The sequence below is a fragment of the Bacteroides acidifaciens genome, assembly GCF_024623065.1.
Lineage (GTDB): Bacteria > Bacteroidota > Bacteroidia > Bacteroidales > Bacteroidaceae > Bacteroides > Bacteroides acidifaciens.
Genome location: NZ_JANJZR010000083.1, coordinates 1 through 17,566, shown reverse-complemented (window position 1 = coordinate 17,566; position 17,566 = coordinate 1). Strand labels below are relative to the sequence as shown.

General features: G+C 43.9%; 14 protein-coding genes. 11 read left to right on the top strand and 3 right to left on the bottom strand.

Annotated elements, in window-relative coordinates:
- The first annotated feature begins 202 nt into the window (after positions 1–202).
- From NSB03_RS17290 to leuB, 6 genes are all read left to right on the top strand, one after another.
- Positions 203–460 (top strand): hypothetical protein, encoded by a 258-nt coding sequence (locus NSB03_RS17290; RefSeq protein ID WP_024988361.1) that lies wholly within the window; start codon positions 203–205, stop codon positions 458–460.
- A gap of 399 nt (positions 461–859) precedes the next feature.
- The gene (locus NSB03_RS17285) at positions 860–2,356 is read left to right on the top strand and encodes a 2-isopropylmalate synthase (RefSeq protein WP_024988362.1); all 1,497 of its coding nucleotides are present in this window, start codon (positions 860–862) and stop codon (positions 2,354–2,356) included.
- An 86-nt stretch (positions 2,357–2,442) separates the two neighbouring features.
- The gene (gene leuC, locus NSB03_RS17280; RefSeq protein WP_024988363.1) at positions 2,443–3,837 is read left to right on the top strand and encodes a 3-isopropylmalate dehydratase large subunit; all 1,395 of its coding nucleotides are present in this window, start codon (positions 2,443–2,445) and stop codon (positions 3,835–3,837) included.
- Positions 3,838–3,879: 42 nt separating this feature from the next.
- A complete protein-coding gene (gene leuD / locus NSB03_RS17275) occupies positions 3,880–4,476 on the top strand; it encodes a 3-isopropylmalate dehydratase small subunit (RefSeq protein ID WP_024988364.1) in 597 nt (198 codons plus the stop codon).
- Positions 4,458–6,008 (top strand): hydroxymethylglutaryl-CoA lyase-like TIM-barrel protein, encoded by a 1,551-nt coding sequence (locus NSB03_RS17270; RefSeq protein ID WP_024988365.1) that lies wholly within the window; start codon positions 4,458–4,460, stop codon positions 6,006–6,008. The genes leuD and NSB03_RS17270 overlap by 19 nt, the downstream gene beginning before the upstream one ends.
- Positions 6,009–6,089: 81 nt before the next feature.
- Positions 6,090–7,151, top strand: coding sequence for a 3-isopropylmalate dehydrogenase (leuB, locus tag NSB03_RS17265; protein ID WP_024988366.1), 1,062 nt, complete (start codon positions 6,090–6,092; stop codon positions 7,149–7,151).
- A 94-nt stretch (positions 7,152–7,245) separates the two neighbouring features.
- Here the strand turns inward: leuB and NSB03_RS17260 are convergent, their stop codons facing one another.
- Positions 7,246–7,935: a phosphatase PAP2 family protein gene (locus NSB03_RS17260; RefSeq protein WP_024988367.1), complete on the bottom strand. Its 690-nt coding sequence runs from the start codon at positions 7,933–7,935 to the stop codon at positions 7,246–7,248.
- A 96-nt stretch (positions 7,936–8,031) separates the two neighbouring features.
- Positions 8,032–9,867 carry an LTA synthase family protein gene (locus NSB03_RS17255; RefSeq protein ID WP_024988368.1) on the bottom strand — a complete coding sequence of 612 codons (1,836 nt, stop codon included), beginning with the start codon at positions 9,865–9,867 and terminating at the stop codon, positions 8,032–8,034.
- A gap of 131 nt (positions 9,868–9,998) precedes the next feature.
- Here NSB03_RS17255 and cysK point away from each other — a divergent pair, with 131 nt between their 5' ends.
- Both cysK and NSB03_RS17245 read left to right on the top strand, forming a co-directional pair.
- Positions 9,999–10,949 (top strand): cysteine synthase A, encoded by a 951-nt coding sequence (cysK, locus tag NSB03_RS17250; RefSeq protein ID WP_257466533.1) that lies wholly within the window; start codon positions 9,999–10,001, stop codon positions 10,947–10,949.
- Positions 10,950–10,973: 24 nt separating this feature from the next.
- A complete protein-coding gene (locus tag NSB03_RS17245) occupies positions 10,974–11,792 on the top strand; it encodes a tetratricopeptide repeat protein (protein ID WP_024988369.1) in 819 nt (272 codons plus the stop codon).
- Between the two features lie 205 nt (positions 11,793–11,997).
- Here the strand turns inward: NSB03_RS17245 and recQ are convergent, their stop codons facing one another.
- Positions 11,998–13,806, bottom strand: coding sequence for a DNA helicase RecQ (gene recQ / locus NSB03_RS17240; protein ID WP_024988370.1), 1,809 nt, complete (start codon positions 13,804–13,806; stop codon positions 11,998–12,000).
- A gap of 268 nt (positions 13,807–14,074) precedes the next feature.
- Between recQ and NSB03_RS17235 the strand changes: the two genes are divergently transcribed.
- From NSB03_RS17235 to NSB03_RS17225, 3 genes are all read left to right on the top strand, one after another.
- Entirely contained in the window at positions 14,075–14,539 is a 465-nt protein-coding gene (locus tag NSB03_RS17235) for a helix-turn-helix domain-containing protein (RefSeq protein ID WP_004301101.1), read from the top strand.
- 95 nt (positions 14,540–14,634) lie between these two features.
- Positions 14,635–16,683 carry a dipeptidyl-peptidase 3 family protein gene (locus NSB03_RS17230; RefSeq protein ID WP_024988371.1) on the top strand — a complete coding sequence of 683 codons (2,049 nt, stop codon included), beginning with the start codon at positions 14,635–14,637 and terminating at the stop codon, positions 16,681–16,683.
- Positions 16,684–16,689: 6 nt separating this feature from the next.
- Positions 16,690–17,355, top strand: a complete 666-nt coding sequence (locus NSB03_RS17225) for a DNA alkylation repair protein (protein WP_024988372.1) — start codon at positions 16,690–16,692, stop codon at positions 17,353–17,355.
- Positions 17,356–17,566 lie beyond the last annotated feature (211 nt).

The window sequence follows — 17,566 nt, the reverse complement described above, 5'->3', positions numbered from 1 at the left end:
AGAGAAGTTAAGCCTCGTCACGCCGATGGTACTGCGTAACAGTGGGAGAGTAGGTAGCCGCCGTTTTTGAAGAAGCCCCTTGATTCAGCAACGAATCAAGGGGCTTTCTGTATTTATATACTTTTATAGGTGGTCTAAGAAAAAATTGCTATATTTGCCGCTGACAATTATTTTATTAAACGTTTAAAGCAAATTTGAAGGTATGAAAACTAAATTATTTTTGGCTGCTGTAGCCGTAACATTTTCTTTTGCAATGATGTCTTGTACTGGTAACAAAACTACTAACGCTGCTGCTGAAGGCGAAGAAGCAACTGTAGGAACTGTAGAAGCTGCTGTCGTTGAAGCTGATTCTTCTTGCTGCCAGGCTAAAGATTCTTGTGCTGCTGCTTGTGATAAAAAAGTAGATTGCGAAAAGAAAGCTGATTGTGCAGAAAAGAAAGAATGCTGTAATAAGAAATAATCTATTGATTTAGAACGATAAGACAAAGGGGGGGACGGAGTAAACGAAATACTCTGCTCCCCTTTTTGTTTGATGGAATATCCCTTTATTAGTGATATATTTTAGCTTATAATTAGGTTTAACTTATGAAATGAAATTTTATTCGATAAAAAAGTAACGTTTTATTTGATAATAACGAAATAATCTCTACCTTTGCACCGTCGAACCATAAAAAGAGACAAGAAATGAATCAGATGTTTGTACATATTCTACTATGCGGTATTATTATTCTACTATCAAAGGTTAGTGGAAGTGAGTGCTGCGTGTAAATGTGTATAATGAAGATATACGAAAGCCTTTCTCACTTCCACGTGTGAAAGGCTTTTTTTAATGCTAATAATTACATAATATAATAAGAATATGGACAATAGGTTATTTATTTTTGATACCACCCTCAGGGATGGAGAGCAGGTTCCGGGATGCCAGTTGAATACGGTAGAAAAGATTCAGGTAGCAAAGGCATTGGAAGCGCTGGGAGTAGACGTGATTGAAGCCGGATTTCCTATTTCAAGTCCGGGTGACTTTAACTCAGTAATTGAAATTTCTAAAGCGGTGACCTGGCCTACAATTTGTGCTTTGACACGTGCCGTCCAAAAAGATATTGATGTAGCTGTAGATGCACTGAAATTTGCAAAACATAAGCGTATCCATACAGGTATCGGTACTTCTGACTCGCACATTAAATATAAGTTTAACTCAAACCGTGAAGAGATTATCGAGCGGGCGGTAGCTGCCGTGAAATATGCCCGCCGTTTTGTTGACGATGTAGAGTTTTATGCGGAAGACGCAGGTCGTACGGATAACGAATATTTGGCACGTGTGGTGGAAGCTGTTATCAAAGCAGGAGCTACCGTAGTGAATATTCCTGATACAACGGGTTATTGCTTACCTTCAGAATATGGTGCTAAGATAAAATACCTGATTGACCATGTAGACGGCATTGATAATGCCATACTTTCTACTCACTGTCACAACGACTTGGGTATGGCTACTGCCAATACGATATCCGGTGTTTTGAATGGTGCCCGCCAGGTGGAAGTGACTATCAACGGTATTGGTGAACGTGCCGGAAACACGGCACTCGAAGAAATCGCCATGATTATCAAGAGTCACCACGAAATAGATATTCAGACCAATATCAATACACAGAAGATTTATCCGACCAGCCGCATGGTATCCAGCCTGATGAATATGCCGGTACAGCCGAACAAGGCTATTGTAGGGCGTAATGCTTTTGCCCACTCTTCGGGTATCCATCAGGATGGTGTATTGAAGAATGTACAGACGTATGAGATTATCGACCCGCACGATGTAGGTATTGATGACAACTCTATCGTATTGACTGCCCGTAGCGGACGTGCTGCCTTGAAGAACCGTTTGACTATACTCGGGGTCGAACTGGAGCAGGAAAAACTGGATAAGGTTTACGAAGAGTTTTTGAAGCTGGCTGATAAGAAGAAGGATATTAATGATGATGATATTCTGGTGTTGGCAGGTGCAGATCGGAGTCAGAATCATCGCATCAAACTGGAATACTTGCAGGTGACAAGCGGTGTCGGTGTCCGTTCGGTAGCCAGCTTGGGATTGAATATCGCTGGTGAGAAGTTTGAAGGTTGCGCCAGTGGCAACGGTCCGGTAGATGCAGCTATCAAAGCATTGAAGAAAATTGTAGACCGCCATATGACGCTGAAAGAATTTACTATTCAGGCTATCAGCAAGGGAAGCGATGATGTAGGTAAGGTGCATATGCAGGTGGAGTATGATAATCAGATTTATTATGGATTTGGAGCGAATACGGATATTATCGCCGCTTCGGTAGAAGCCTATATTGATTGTATCAACAAGTTCAAATCGTAAAAAATAGGCCAGCATCCGTACCGTATCGGCATTACAGAGATTGGCTAAAATAGAAAATAGTAATTAGTAAAATAGTAAATAAACAGATGAATACATTATTTGATAAGATATGGGACGCCCATGTGGTGACTACCGTGGAAGATGGTCCGACACAACTTTATATCGACCGTTTATATTGTCATGAAGTAACAAGCCCGCAAGCCTTTGCCGGATTGCGTGAACGCGGAATCGGAGTATTGCGTCCGGAAAAGGTGTTCTGTATGCCTGACCATAATACGCCGACTCACGATCAAGACAAACCGATTGAAGATCCGATTTCTAAGGCTCAAGTGGATACTTTGACGCAGAATGCAAAAGATTTCGGTCTGGCACACTATGGTATGATGCATCCTAAGAATGGTATTATTCATGTGGTAGGCCCGGAACGTGGTCTGACTCTGCCGGGGATGACTATCGTTTGTGGTGACTCTCACACTTCTACCCATGGTGCGATGGGAGCGATAGCTTTCGGTATCGGAACGAGTGAAGTGGAAATGGTGCTGGCTTCACAATGTATCCTTCAGTCAAGACCGAAAACAATGCGTATCACTGTAGACGGTGAACTGGGCAAAGGAGTGACTGCAAAAGATGTGGCTCTGTACATGATGTCCAAGATGACTACCAGTGGCGCTACCGGTTACTTTGTGGAATATGCAGGTTCGGCTATCCGTAATCTGACTATGGAAGGACGCCTTACTCTTTGTAACCTTTCTATTGAAATGGGTGCACGTGGTGGCATGGTCGCTCCTGATGAAGTGACTTTTGAGTATATCAAAGGTCGTGAGAATGCTCCGAAGGGAGAAGAGTGGGAGAGTGCTTTGGCATATTGGAAAACGTTAAAGAGTGATGATAACGCCGTATTTGATAAGGAAGTCTGCTTCAATGCTGCCGATATCGAGCCGATGATTACTTACGGAACGAATCCGGGTATGGGCATGGGGATTACTCAGCATATTCCTACCACTGAGGGTATGGGAGAAGCCGCTCAGGTTTCTTTCAAGAAATCGCTGGATTATATGGGATTCGGACCAGGTGAGTCTTTGCTGGGCAAGAAGATTGATTATGTATTCCTCGGAGCTTGTACAAACGGTCGTATCGAAGATTTCCGTGCATTTGCTTCCATCGTGAAAGGTCGCAAGAAAGCGGAGAATGTGATTGCGTGGCTGGTTCCGGGTTCATGGATGGTAGACGCACAGATCCGTAAGGAAGGAATCGACAAGATTTTGACAGAAGCCGGATTTGCTATTCGTCAGCCGGGATGTTCTGCTTGCCTGGCAATGAACGATGATAAGATTCCTGCCGGAAAATATTCGGTATCTACCAGCAACCGTAACTTTGAAGGTCGTCAGGGACCGGGTGCGCGTACATTGCTTGCCAGTCCGTTGGTAGCCGCTGCTGCGGCGGTGACAGGTGTGATTACCGATCCGAGAGAACTGATGTGATTTCAATCGTAAATAGTAAATCTTTAAATAGTAAATATCAAGATGGCTAAGACTAAATTTAATATAATAACAAGTACTTGTGTACCTCTTCCTTTAGAAAACGTAGATACCGACCAGATTATTCCGGCACGTTTCCTCAAAGCGACTACCCGTGAAGAGAAATTCTTTGGTGATAACCTTTTCCGTGACTGGCGTTACAATGCCGACGGTAGCCTGAATAAGGATTTTGTGTTGAACAATCCTACTTATGGCGGACAGGTGTTGGTGGCAGGGAAGAACTTCGGTTCCGGTTCGAGTCGTGAACACGCAGCCTGGGCGATTGCCGGATATGGTTTCCGTGTGGTGGTTTCCAGTTTCTTTGCCGATATTCATAAGAATAATGAGTTGAACAACTTTGTGCTTCCGGTGGTTGTTACTGAAGGTTTTCTGCAGGAATTGTTCGATTCGATTGAAGCGGACCCGAAGATGGAAGTGGAAGTGAACCTTCCCGAACAGATCATCATCAATAAGGCGACAGGTAAAAGTGAACATTTCGAAATCAATGCTTACAAGAAACATTGTTTGATGAACGGATTGGACGATATAGATTTCTTGTTAAGCAATAAAGATAAAATAGAAGAATGGGAAAAGAAGGCGTGAAAATAGAAATCATGGACACGACGCTCCGTGATGGTGAGCAGACCAGCGGAGTATCTTTTGTGCCTCATGAAAAACTAATGATCGCCCGTTTACTATTGGAAGATTTGAAGGTAGACCGGGTGGAGGTTACTTCGGCACGAGTATCGGAGGGCGAGTTTGAAGCCGTGAAGATGATTTGTGACTGGGCGGCCCGGCGCAATCTGCTTCACAAGGTGGAAGTGCTAGGATTTGTAGACGGTCATACTTCGGTGGACTGGATACAGCGTACTGGCTGCCGTGTGATCAATCTTCTTTGCAAAGGTTCGTTGAAACATTGTACACAGCAACTGAAAAAGACTCCGGCAGAGCATCTGGCGGATGTTATTGATGTGGTGCACTATGCCGACGACCAGGATATCACTGTTAATGTTTATCTGGAGGACTGGAGCAACGGCATAAAGGATTCTCCCGAATATGTGTTCCAGTTGATGGATGGATTGAAAGATACGAGTATCAAGCGTTTCATGTTGCCCGATACTTTGGGAATCCTGAATCCGTTGCAAGTAATAGAGTATATGCGGAAGATGAAGAAGCGTTATCCACATACTCATTTCGATTTTCATGCACACAATGACTATGATTTGGCGGTAAGTAATGTGCTGGCAGCGGTATTGAGCGGTGTCAAAGGATTGCATACTACCATCAATGGATTGGGTGAACGGGCGGGCAATGCTCCTCTCGCAAGTGTGCAGGCTATTCTGAAAGACCATTTCAATGCGGTGACCAATATCGATGAAAGCCGCTTGAACGATGTCAGCCGGGTGGTGGAGTCATATTCGGGTATCATGATACCTGCCAATAAGCCGATTGTAGGTGAGAATGTCTTTACGCAAGTGGCAGGCGTGCATGCCGACGGTGACAATAAAAATAGCCTGTATTGCAATGACCTGCTTCCCGAACGGTTCGGGCGGAAACGTGAATATGCGTTGGGAAAGACAAGCGGCAAGGCGAATATCCGCAAGAACCTCGAAGACCTCGGGCTGCAACTGGACGAAGATTCTATGCGCAAGGTGACGGAACGGATTATCGAATTGGGAGACAAGAAAGAACTGGTGACTCAGGAAGATTTGCCATATATTGTTTCCGATGTGTTGAAGCATGGTTCGATAGGTGAGAAGGTCAAACTGAAGAGCTATTTCGTGAATCTGGCTCATGGCTTGAAACCGATGGCAACGTTGAAGATAGAAATAAACGGAAAAGAATACGAAGAAAGTTCGGGTGGAGACGGTCAGTATGATGCTTTCGTTCGTGCATTGCGTAAGATATATAAGGTGACGCTGGGACGCAAGTTCCCGATGCTGACTAATTATGCGGTGACAATCCCGCCCGGCGGGCGTACGGATGCGTTTGTGCAGACGCTAATTACATGGAGTTACGATGAACAGGTGTTCCGTACCCGTGGACTGGATGCCGACCAGACGGAGGCTGCCATCAAAGCTACTATGAAGATGCTCAATCTCATAGAAGACGAATATGAGAAAAATAACGATTAATGATTAACGATTAATGATTAACGGAGAGCGAATTGTACTACGGTCTTCGGTTAATCACTAATAAACTAAACATTGAATAATATGGATTTTAAAATTGCTGTATTAGCAGGCGATGGTATCGGACCGGAAATCTCTGTGCAAGGTGTAGAGGTGATGAGTGCCGTTTGCGAGAAGTTTGGTCACAAAGTGAATTACGATTATGCCATCTGTGGCGCCGATGCGATAGATAAAGTGGGTGATCCGTTTCCGGAAGCAACTTATCAGGTGTGTAAGGATGCGGACGCTGTATTGTTCTCTGCCGTAGGTGACCCGAAATTTGACAATGATCCTACTGCTAAAGTACGTCCCGAACAAGGTCTGTTGGCTATGCGTAAGAAACTGGGACTTTTCGCCAATATCCGTCCTGTACAGACATTCAAATGCTTGATTCACAAATCTCCGTTGCGTGCGGAACTGGTGGAGAACGCTGATTTTATCTGCATCCGTGAATTGACCGGTGGTATGTATTTCGGTGAAAAGTATCAGGATAATGACAAAGCTTATGATACCAACTATTATACTCGCCCGGAAATCGAGCGTATCTTGAAAGTGGCTTTCGAATATGCAATGAAGCGCAGAAAACACCTGACGGTGGTAGATAAGGCAAACGTGTTGGCTTCTTCCCGTCTGTGGCGTCAGATTGCGCAGGAAATGGCTCCGAACTATCCGGAAGTGACAACAGACTATATGTTTGTAGACAATGCTGCCATGAAGATGATTCAGGAACCTGCTTTCTTCGATGTGATGGTAACGGAAAACACCTTCGGTGATATTCTGACGGACGAAGGTTCGGTAATCAGCGGTTCTATGGGATTGCTTCCGTCTGCTTCTACCGGCGAGAGCACTCCGGTGTTTGAACCTATTCACGGTTCATGGCCGCAGGCTAAAGGACTGAATATTGCTAATCCGTTGGCACAAATCCTTTCCGTAGCTATGCTGTTCGAGTATTTCGACCTGAAAGAAGAGGGGGCGTTGATTCGTAAGGCGGTAGACGCTTCTTTGGATGAGAATGTGCGTACACCGGAAATTCAGGTTGCTGGTGGTACCAAATACGGTACGAAAGAAGTAGGTCAGTGGATTGTTGACTATATTAAAAAGGCTTGATAAATTTAGGTAATCAAGAAAGTCTCATAAATTAAAACAAAAAGCCTGGCATTGGAAACGGTATCAGGCTTTTTTATTAATATATTTTTCTGTTTTACCAACTTCTAATCGTGGAATAGATAAGGATTCCGAGCACCGTCAGCAATCCTGCATAAATAGTGACTGATGTTTGCTTGATTTCATTTCTTCTCATGCGAGTGGATGGCTCCAAATAAACGGCCGCTTTATGAGCAATAGTACTGAACATCCATCCGCCGAATCCGCCGATGATACCGCCGACAAGTAAATCTCCGGGATAGTGTACCCCCAGATAAATGCGGGTATAGCAATTGAGTGCAGCCCATGCTATGATAAAAAGACTTAGCCAGCGTTTGCGGAACGTACATATTACATACAGGGCAAGTCCGAATGAATTGGCGGCATGGCAGGATGGGAAACCGTAGCTTCCACCGCGGTATCCATTTACAATATATACCATATCGACAATCGGATTTCCAAGGTTGGCGGGACGCAGACGTGCTACAACCGGTCGGATAAGGCTGCTGCATATCTGGTCGGCAAAGGTGATGGTAAGGGCAATGGCTACCACATAACACAGCACTGCTTTCCAGTGAAAGTTCTTTAGTAAGATATACAGGATGGTAGCGTACATAGGCACCCAGATTATTTTTCCTGTAAAAGAGGTCATAAAGTAATCCCAGAAAGGGGAGTGTATGCCATTGAAAGACAGGAAGATATTTGTATCTATCTCTGACAGGTATTTAATGAGGTCGGTGTTTACCATCATGTTTTATTGTTAAATTTTTGACGTCGCAAATATACAATAAAGAATAGGAAATTGTCTTATATAACCTTATAAATCTTCTGTTATTCCCTGTCTCTAGCGTTTTGCAAGGTCATCGTAGAGCTTTTGCAGAAACGCTTTTCCTTTTTCGAGGTTCGCTCCTTTTTCCGTACCTTCGTCAAGTTGTACGGTATTGGCCTCCAGATTATATACCAGTTGGTTTTCGGGAGTCACCATACCGAAGAAGTTAGGGCGGGTGAAGTATCCGAAATGCGGAGATGCCGGATTCATGATATCCTTACTGAAAGTAAATTCATCGTGTGGCAACCCTAGTTGGGAGAGCAGGGTGGCGGCAATATCAATTTGCGAAGCATAGGTGTCTATGACACGAGGTTCTTTGATTGCTCCACCGAGCAGGATAAGCGGGATAGTCTGTCCGTCCAATGGGTTTTCTATCGGATAGGGATACACTCCTTGATGATCCGGAACGAGTACAAACACAGTGTTTTTCCATTGTGGAAGTTCCTTGTATCGTTTGATGAAGTCGCCTACGCAACTATCAGCGTATGCGAAGGCGTTGAGTCCTTTATCATCCAGTCGGTGAAACGGAACTTCAAATGGTTCGTGGCTGCTTGAAGTCTGAACAAATTTCAGGAAAGGCTCTTTTTGTTCCTCTTCCTTCATATCTTTCAGCAGACGTTGGAACAAGACATGGTCATGTGCTCCCCATTTGCTTGTACGTTCGGATAGCGGGAAATCTTTATCGCAAACGATTTTTTCGATACCGGAAGATATGAGATAAGAGCGCATATTGGTAAAATCAGCGTCTCCGCCGTAGTAATAATCCAGGCTATATCCGGCGTTTTTCAGACTGCGCGGGATAGAGGGAAGTTTGTCTGTCTTTTCGGGATACTTCATGATACTGGTGCTCGGCTGTCCGGGATAAGCGCTGATGATAGATGCCAGTCCGCGGTCGGTTCGGAAACTATTGGCGTAGAAATTACTGAATAAGATGCCTTCTTTTGCGAATTTATCCATATTGACTGCCACATTGGGCTGCCCGCCGAATGTTTCCATCAAGTGTGTAGAGAAACTTTCGAGAATGATAAAGACGATATTCGGGCGCTGGGTGTTTAATAATTGTGGAATGCTGTCTGTTGCTGCGACAGGTTTGTCGAGCATTTCCGCAAATAACTCGTCCGCCACTTTCGGATCCATGAAGCGGTATTGCTTGTCGAAGTTAGTCTGATGGGTAGCAGAGTACATAAAGCTGAATGCCGGGTTGATAGCAGCATGGTTCATCCGCTGGTCTTGGCTGAAATATACTTTGCTCAAATTCATTGTTGATACAGTGAAACCGCCGCGGATAGGGATAAAGAGGGCGGCTGTCAGAAGTAGAAGCGCGAGAGATATATTTTGTCGCCGGTAAGGTATTTTCAACGGTTTTCTTTCACGGATAAGTGCCATATAGAATATGTAGTATAAGAGGGCGGCATAGATGAGTATTGCCAGTATGCCTAGCAGGACAAACCAAAAGCTGACACTTGCCATAGCGTCTTTGGGCGAAGAGAAGAAGTAGAAAATAGGGGTGGCGTCCAGGCGGAATCCCCAAAAACCGTATAATCCCAAGTCGATGATAAAGATGCACGCCATGATGAAGGCTATTAAGCCGAAGTAGACTTGCCGGATATGTCGGAGAATGGATGATTGCGTCCAGGCAGAAGCTATGAGTATCAGTCCCGGAATGGCAGTGAGATAACCTGCGAGGGATAAATCCAAAGGAAGGCCGTGCCACATGACGCTGAAATAGTTGCCGAAGGACACATCATTATATAGTTCATGGTAGTAAACCATGAAGATAGGTTTTTGAAGAACAAACAGAAGGACAAATAAAAAATAGGTCGTGAGAAATTGTATGATTCTCTTTTTCATATCTGTAAACTTAAAAAGATTGAACGGATACAAAGTTACTATACTTTTCCTTATCTTTCTTATGATGTGATGTAAAACATACCTTTTTTTCCATATCTTTGCCCGATATGTGACAAAAATGAAGTCGTGAAATGGCAAAGATTGCAAAGAAACTAACAGATTTAGTAGGGAATACCCCTTTGATGGAACTTTCCGGTTATAGCGAAAAGTATGGTCTTAAACAAAATATTATTGCTAAACTGGAGTCTTCTAATCCGGCGGGAAGTGTGAAAGACAGGGTGGCTCTTTCGATGATTGAAGATGCGGAAGCACGCGGAGCATTGAAACCTGGTGCAACGATTATTGAGCCGACAAGCGGAAATACAGGTGTCGGACTGGCAATGGTGGCTACTATTAAAGGATATCATCTGATATTGACCATGCCCGAAACGATGAGTCTGGAACGGCGGAATCTGTTGAAAGCGTTAGGTGCGGAAATTGTATTGACGGATGGACGGGGCGGGATGGCTGCTTCCATTGCCAAAGCGGAGGAGTTGCGCGACAGTATTCCCGGTTCGGTGATTTTGCAACAGTTTGAGAATTCTGCCAATGCTGCTGTGCATGAACGGACAACGGGTGAAGAAATTTGGAGGGATACAGACGGTGAAGTGGCCGTTTTTGTAGCCGGAGTTGGTACCGGGGGAACAGTCTGCGGGGTAGCCCGTGCTTTGAAGAAACATAATCCGAATATTTATATTGTTGCTGTAGAACCGGCATCGTCTCCTGTGTTGACAGGGGGCGAGGCGGCTTCGCATCGTATTCAAGGTATTGGGGCGAATTTTATCCCGAAGCTTTATGATGCTTCGGTGGTGGATGAAGTGATAGGCGTGCCAGATGATGAAGCGATTCGTGCAGGGCGTGAGTTAGCGGCAACAGAAGGTCTGTTGGCGGGTATTTCTTCGGGAGCAGCTGTGTATGCCGCCCGTCAACTGTCACAACGCCAGGGGTTTAAGAACAAAAAAATAGTAGCGTTGTTACCTGATACGGGAGAACGTTATCTGTCTACCGAGTTATTTGCATTTGACGCGTATCCGTTGGATTGATTCATTAATTATATCCCGAACTATATGGTAAGAATTATAATAGCATTACTTTTTTGTTTTCCGGTTGCCATTTGTGCGCAGACTTATCAGCAGTTGTCTGAAAAAGCAATCGAATGTATTGAGAACGATAGTCTTCCCCAGGCAGAGGAACTTTTGCTTCAGGCTTTGAAGCTAGAACCGAAAAACGGAAAGAATGCGCTGCTCTTTTCTAACTTAGGATTGGTTCAGCGTCGTTTAGGCGAGTTTGATAAAGCATTGGAATCTTATTCTTTTGCACTGAACTTTGCTCCTTTGGCAGTCCCTATTTTGCTCGACCGTGCCGCCATTTATATGGAGATGGGAAAGACGGATCGTGCTTATACGGATTACTGCCAGGTGCTTGACGAGGATAAAAAGAACAAGGAAGCGTTGCTGATGCGTGCTTATATTTATGTGATACGCAGGGATTATCCGGCTGCACGGATAGATTATAACCGTTTGTTGGAGATTGAACCTCAGAGTTATAGCGGCCGTCTCGGGTTGGCTACTCTGGAGCAGAAAGAAGGAAAGTTCCGGGAAGCTCTTGAAATATTGAATAAGATGCTTGCGACCACTCCTGAAGATGCGACGCTCTATATTGCCCGTGCTGATGTGGAACGTGAGATGAAACATGAAGATTTGGCGATGGTCGATTTGGAGGAAGCCATCCGGCTGGATGCTGCCTCGGCTGATGCTTATCTGTTGCGTGGAAATATCTACCTGGTACAGAAGAAGAAAGGATTGGCAAAAGCTGACTTTGAAAAAGCTATTTCATTGGGAGTGCCTCCGGCTGATTTGCACGAGCAATTGCGGCAATGCAAGTGAAGTTATCAATAAGCCGACTGTATTTTTCCGGTTTACATAAGTTAGAGTTTTTGTTATAGACATTAGTTCGTTCCACAGTTGTTTCCCTTTAGTTCCACATATATGGAACTAAAGGGAAACAACTGTGGAACGGAAAGATAACATTAGTGGAACGAATAATCATTAACCAGGCGACTCGTTAATATATACTATTCAAGAATTTCTTTTATTCTACGAACTGTCTAATCAGATTTACGAAGTCCTTTCCATATTTCTTTTTTTTGTGTTCGCCGATACCACTGATTTCTCCAAACTCTTCGATGGTGGTGGGACGTGAGATGCAAAGCAGATGCAACACTTTGTCTGACAGGACGATATAGGCGGGCAAAGCTTCCTGATCGGCAAGCCGTTTTCTTAATCCTCGCAATGCCTCGAACAAATCTTGGCTTTCGCCGCCTGTCGCACTGAAGGGGAGTTCTTTGGCGATAACCACTTTTTTCTTTTTTCCTTTTCGGGTAATTGCTTCCTCATGCTGGATAACTGCCAATGTAGCTTGTGCTCTTCCGAAAAGAATATCGCTTCCGCTTGACGTTATTTTGAGATGGTTATTCTCATTATAAGCAATCTCGAAATAACCGAGTTGGAGCATCTGGAGCAGATAATCCTGCCAGTCACGAGGTGGAATGTCGCGTCCGACACCAAAAGTTTTAAGTTCCTGGTATCCTTTTCCGGTCACTTCCACGGAGTAGTTTCCACGAAGAATATCAATCAATATGCTTGTGCTGATTTGTTGTTCTGCACGTGCGATGGCACTTAATGCTTTTTGTACAATGACTGTGCCGTCAAACCGTTGAGGGGGATTTTTGCAGACATCGCAGTTGCCACAGTCTTCGGTAGTTGTTTCTCCGAAATAACTCAGCAGGATTCTTCTCCGGCAAATATCCGCTTCCGCATACTGCTGCATACGTTGCAGCTTTTCAATATTGATGTTCTGCTGGTTACTCTCCGTGGCAAACTTGGTCAGCAATATCAAATCACCTAAAGAATAAAACAATACAGTGTCACTTGGCAGACCGTCACGTCCGGCACGTCCTATCTCCTGATAAAAACTTTCTATACTTTTAGGCAGGTTGTAGTGGATTACCCAACGGACATTCGACTTGTCGATACCCATGCCGAAAGCAATCGTGGCGCATACTACCTGAATCCGGTCATTGATAAAATCGTCTTGCGTTTCCTCCCTTTGCTGCGTAGGCAATCCGGCATGATAAACCCCGCAACGAATCCCCTGCTTCTGCAACATCTGAGCTACTGTCTCCGTCTTGTTACGGCTCATACAGTAAATAATCCCGCTTGTTCCCTCATGGCGGCGGATAAATTCAAGGATAGCTTTGTTCTTTTCCTTTGCCTGGAATCCGCGCTTTACCGTCAGACTGATATTGGGACGGTCAAAAGAGGATATAAAAGTACGGGGTTCGACAAGATGAAGTTGGCGAATGATGTCTCCGCGGGTAATTTTATCTGCGGTGGCAGTCAAAGCGATGATCGGTACTTGTGGAAATTGCTGGTGGAGAACTCCCATTTGAGTATATTCCGGGCGAAAATCGTGTCCCCATTGCGAAATACAATGGGCTTCGTCAATAGCGAACAGGGAAATATGCATATCTCGCAATAAATAATCTTTCTCCGCCAGCAATTTCTCCGGTGAAATGTAGAGCAACTTCAACCGTCCCTCAATGCAGGCACGGCGCAGATTGGCATTTTCTGTTTCGTCATTACTGCTGTTCAACGCTCCGGCAGCAATTCCGTTTGCCAACAATGCTTCCACCTGGTCTTTCATTAATGAAATCAACGGGGATACTACAACGGCAGTGCCCTCACTAAGTAAGGCGGGAAGCTGGTAGCAGATGGACTTTCCCCCGCCAGTAGGCATTAGCACTAATGCATCCTTCTTATGGAGGATGTGGCGGATGATGTCTTCTTGCTGGGGACGGAAACTGTCGTATCCGAAATATTTCTTTAGAGTTTCTCTCATGGATGCTTGTTTTAACTTGCTGCAAAGGTACGTTTTTCTTTTGCAATTTCCGCAATGTGTAGATTTCAGTTTCCGAGATGAAATATAAAAAGGTTAAAGTTTCTTATTATTCGAACTTATTCCTTCTTTTTCAATGTTTTTGATTGTTTTATTAGAAAAAAATGCACAAAATAATTGTGTGTTTAAAAAAAAAGTAAGACATTTGTAACATGTTATGTTGCAAATGAGCAATTAATAACAGATGAACGAACCCTAACCAGTTAATTCAATGAGTGATTTAGAGAACAAAAAAACGGAAGAAACTCCGAAAAAACGTCCCTACAATTTGAGGGAAAAGAAAGAAAAGAAGGCTGCATACAGGTCTTTAATTAGGCCGGAATTGGCAGACGAGTTGTATGACAAGATACTGAATATCATTGTTGTACAGAAGAAATACAAGGATCCTGACTATTCAGCTAAGGATTTGGCGAAAGAATTGAAGACAAATACCCGTTACCTTTCTGCAGTGGTAAATTCACGCTTTGGCATGAACTATTCTTGCCTGTTGAATGAATACAGAGTAAAAGATGCTTTGCATTTATTGACTGACAAACGTTATGCCGACAAAAATGTGGAAGAAATTAGTGCTATGGTTGGCTTTGCAAATCGTCAATCTTTTTACGCTGCATTTTATAAAAACGTAGGTGAGACTCCTAATGGATACCGCAAAAAACATTTGGAAAACAAAAAGTAATTGCGCATATCGAGATTAATCGAAAGGAATTACCTCTAAATGAAAGATTTTGGAGATGATTCCTTTTCTTGTTTTAATTAATCAACACTAGCATTATGAATAAACATCTTATTTCAATGGCGGTAGCCGCTACGATTCTGACATCGTGCGGCGGAGCCAAAACAACAACTGCCGAGGCAGATAAATTTGATTATACAGTGGAACAATTTGCAGACTTACAGATTTTGCGTTATAAAGTTCCCGGATTTGAGGAACTGACGCTAAAACAGAAGGAACTGATTTATTACCTGACAGAGGCTGCTCTGGAGGGAAGGGATATTCTGTTTGACCAGAATGGAAAATATAATTTGAGAATCCGTCGGATGCTCGAAGCAGTATATACAAACTATCAGGGAGATAAAACAACGCCTGATTTTAAAAATATGGAGGTGTATCTGAAAAGAGTATGGTTCTCCAATGGTATTCATCATCACTATGGTGCGGAGAAGTTTGTGCCCAACTTCTCGCAGGAATTCTTGAAACAGGCTGTACTCGGTATAGATGCCAAGTTGTTGCCGTTGGCGAAAGGGCAGACTGCCGAACAACTTTGTGCCGAACTGTTTCCGGTGATTTTCGATCCGACTGTTATGCCGAAACGGGTAAACCAGGCAGATGGCGAAGATCTTGTGTTGACCTCTGCTTGTAACTATTATGACGGAGTGACGCAGAAAGAGGCAGAGAGTTTTTATAGCGCCCTGAAAGACCCGAAAGATGAAACACCGGTTTCTTACGGGCTGAACAGTCGGCTGGTCAAAGAAAACGGAAAGTTGGAGGAGAAAGTTTGGAAAGTAGGCGGACTCTATACACAGGCAATAGAGAAGATTGTTTATTGGTTGAAAAAAGCGGAAGGTGTAGCGGAGAATGAGGCACAGAAGGCTGTTATCACCAAGCTGATTCAATTCTATGAAACAGGCAATCTGAAAGATTTCGATGAATATGCCATTCTTTGGGTGAAAGACCTTGATTCACGCATCGACTTTGTGAATGGATTTACTGAAAGTTATGGCGATCCGTTGGGTATGAAAGCGAGCTGGGAGTCTTTGGTGAATTTCAAAGATTTGGAATCAACTCACCGCACAGAGATAATCAGTAGCAATGCGCAGTGGTTTGAAGATCATTCTCCGGTAGATAAATCTTTCAAGAAAGAAAAGGTAAAAGGGGTATCGGCTAAAGTGATTACTGCCGCTATCCTTGCAGGTGATCTTTACCCGGCAACGGCTATCGGCATCAATCTGCCGAATGCAAACTGGATTCGTGCTCACCACGGTTCTAAATCGGTGACAATCGGAAATATAACAGATGCTTATAATAAAGCCGCTCATGGAAACGGATTCAACGAAGAATTTGTTTATAGCGATGCGGAAATACAACTGATCGATGCTTATTCTGATTTAACGGATGAGCTGCATACGGACTTGCACGAATGTTTGGGACACGGTTCCGGTAAGTTACTTCCGGGTGTAGATCCTGATGCTTTGAAAGCATACGGCTCTACCATCGAAGAGGCGCGTGCCGATTTGTTCGGATTGTATTATGTAGCTGACCCCAAGCTGGTGGAACTGGGACTTCTCTCTTCTCCCGATGCTTATAAAGCTCAATATTATACTTATCTGATGAACGGTCTGATGACGCAGTTGGTACGTATCGAACCGGGAAATACAGTGGAAGAAGCTCACATGCGCAACCGCCAGTTGATAGCCCGTTGGGTATTTGAGCAGGGGGCTGCCGATAAAGTGGTAGAATTGGTGAAGAAAGACGGAAAGACTTATGTGGTTATCAATGATTATGAGAAAGTACGTGAGCTTTTCGGCAAATTGTTGGCTGAAATTCAGCGAATCAAATCGACAGGTGACTTTGAAGGTGCCCGTTCATTGGTAGAAAACTATGCCGTAAAAGTAGATCCGGCTTTACATGCAGAAGTTCTGGAACGTTATAAGAAGTTGAATCTGGCTCCTTATAAAGGTTTTGTGAATCCGAAATACGAACTGGTGACAGATGAAAACGGAAACGTTACGGATGTCACGGTTTCTTATGATGAAGGTTATGTAGAACAAATGTTGCGTTACAGCACTGATTATTCTCCGCTGCCTTCCATAAACAACTGATCTGAAATGGATATTAAAGAACAATTGAAAGATATCAAGACACAGCTCCGTCTCTCTATGAACGGGGCTGTGTCTCAAAGTATGCGCGAGAAAGGGCTGGCTTATAAACTCAATTTCGGAGTGGAACTGCCTCGTATCAAGATGATTGCCGAAGGTTACGAAAAGAATCATGACCTGGCGCAGGCTTTATGGAAAGAGGAAATTCGCGAATGTAAGATTCTGGCGGGAATGCTTCAGCCGATTGAAACGTTTTATCCCGAGATAGCCGATATTTGGGTGGAAAACATCCGGAATATCGAAATAGCAGAACTGACTTGTATGAATCTCTTCCAGCATTTACCGTATGCTCCGGCCAAATCTTTTCACTGGATTGCCGACGAACAGGAGTATGTGCAGACTTGTGGTTTCCTGACTGCTGCCCGTCTTCTGATGAAGAAAGGGGATATGACTGAACGTGCCTCCGGCGAATTGCTCGACCAAGCGATTTGTGCGGTACATTCCGACAGCTATCATATTCGTAATGCTGCTTTGCTGGTTATCCGCAAATATATGCAGCATAGTGAGGAACATGCTTTTCAAGTATGCCGCTTGGTGGAAGGTATGGCTGATTCTACCTTGGAAGGAGAGCAAATGCTCTACAATATGGTGAAAGAGGAGCTTGCTGTAGACTAATCTTATTTCCATGCGGTAAGTCCTTTTATTAAATAACGGTTTAATTTTTAGACGCGGATAACACGGATGACGCGTCTAAAAAATAAACCATCTTATTATATAAGCCAATCTACAAAACGAATGATAGTCTCCACTTAGAGCCTGTTTAAATTCTCTTCAGTCATAATCTTATAGCTGATATTTTAACTTACCCCGGCTCTTCTTGTCGCGT

What these genes read in the sequence shown, in the direction of transcription:
- NSB03_RS17290 (WP_024988361.1), top strand. Translation starts at nt 203, where the DNA reads ATGAAAACTAAATTATTTTTGGCTGCTGTAGCCGTAACATTTTCTTTT.
- NSB03_RS17285 (WP_024988362.1), top strand. Translation starts at nt 860, where the DNA reads ATGGACAATAGGTTATTTATTTTTGATACCACCCTCAGGGATGGAGAG.
- leuC (WP_024988363.1), top strand. Translation starts at nt 2,443, where the DNA reads ATGAATACATTATTTGATAAGATATGGGACGCCCATGTGGTGACTACC.
- leuD (WP_024988364.1), top strand. Translation starts at nt 3,880, where the DNA reads ATGGCTAAGACTAAATTTAATATAATAACAAGTACTTGTGTACCTCTT.
- NSB03_RS17270 (WP_024988365.1), top strand. Translation starts at nt 4,458, where the DNA reads ATGGGAAAAGAAGGCGTGAAAATAGAAATCATGGACACGACGCTCCGT.
- leuB (WP_024988366.1), top strand. Translation starts at nt 6,090, where the DNA reads ATGGATTTTAAAATTGCTGTATTAGCAGGCGATGGTATCGGACCGGAA.
- NSB03_RS17260 (WP_024988367.1), bottom strand. Translation starts at nt 7,935, where the DNA reads ATGGTAAACACCGACCTCATTAAATACCTGTCAGAGATAGATACAAAT.
- NSB03_RS17255 (WP_024988368.1), bottom strand. Translation starts at nt 9,867, where the DNA reads ATGAAAAAGAGAATCATACAATTTCTCACGACCTATTTTTTATTTGTC.
- cysK (WP_257466533.1), top strand. Translation starts at nt 9,999, where the DNA reads ATGGCAAAGATTGCAAAGAAACTAACAGATTTAGTAGGGAATACCCCT.
- NSB03_RS17245 (WP_024988369.1), top strand. Translation starts at nt 10,974, where the DNA reads ATGGTAAGAATTATAATAGCATTACTTTTTTGTTTTCCGGTTGCCATT.
- recQ (WP_024988370.1), bottom strand. Translation starts at nt 13,806, where the DNA reads ATGAGAGAAACTCTAAAGAAATATTTCGGATACGACAGTTTCCGTCCC.
- NSB03_RS17235 (WP_004301101.1), top strand. Translation starts at nt 14,075, where the DNA reads ATGAGTGATTTAGAGAACAAAAAAACGGAAGAAACTCCGAAAAAACGT.
- NSB03_RS17230 (WP_024988371.1), top strand. Translation starts at nt 14,635, where the DNA reads ATGAATAAACATCTTATTTCAATGGCGGTAGCCGCTACGATTCTGACA.
- NSB03_RS17225 (WP_024988372.1), top strand. Translation starts at nt 16,690, where the DNA reads ATGGATATTAAAGAACAATTGAAAGATATCAAGACACAGCTCCGTCTC.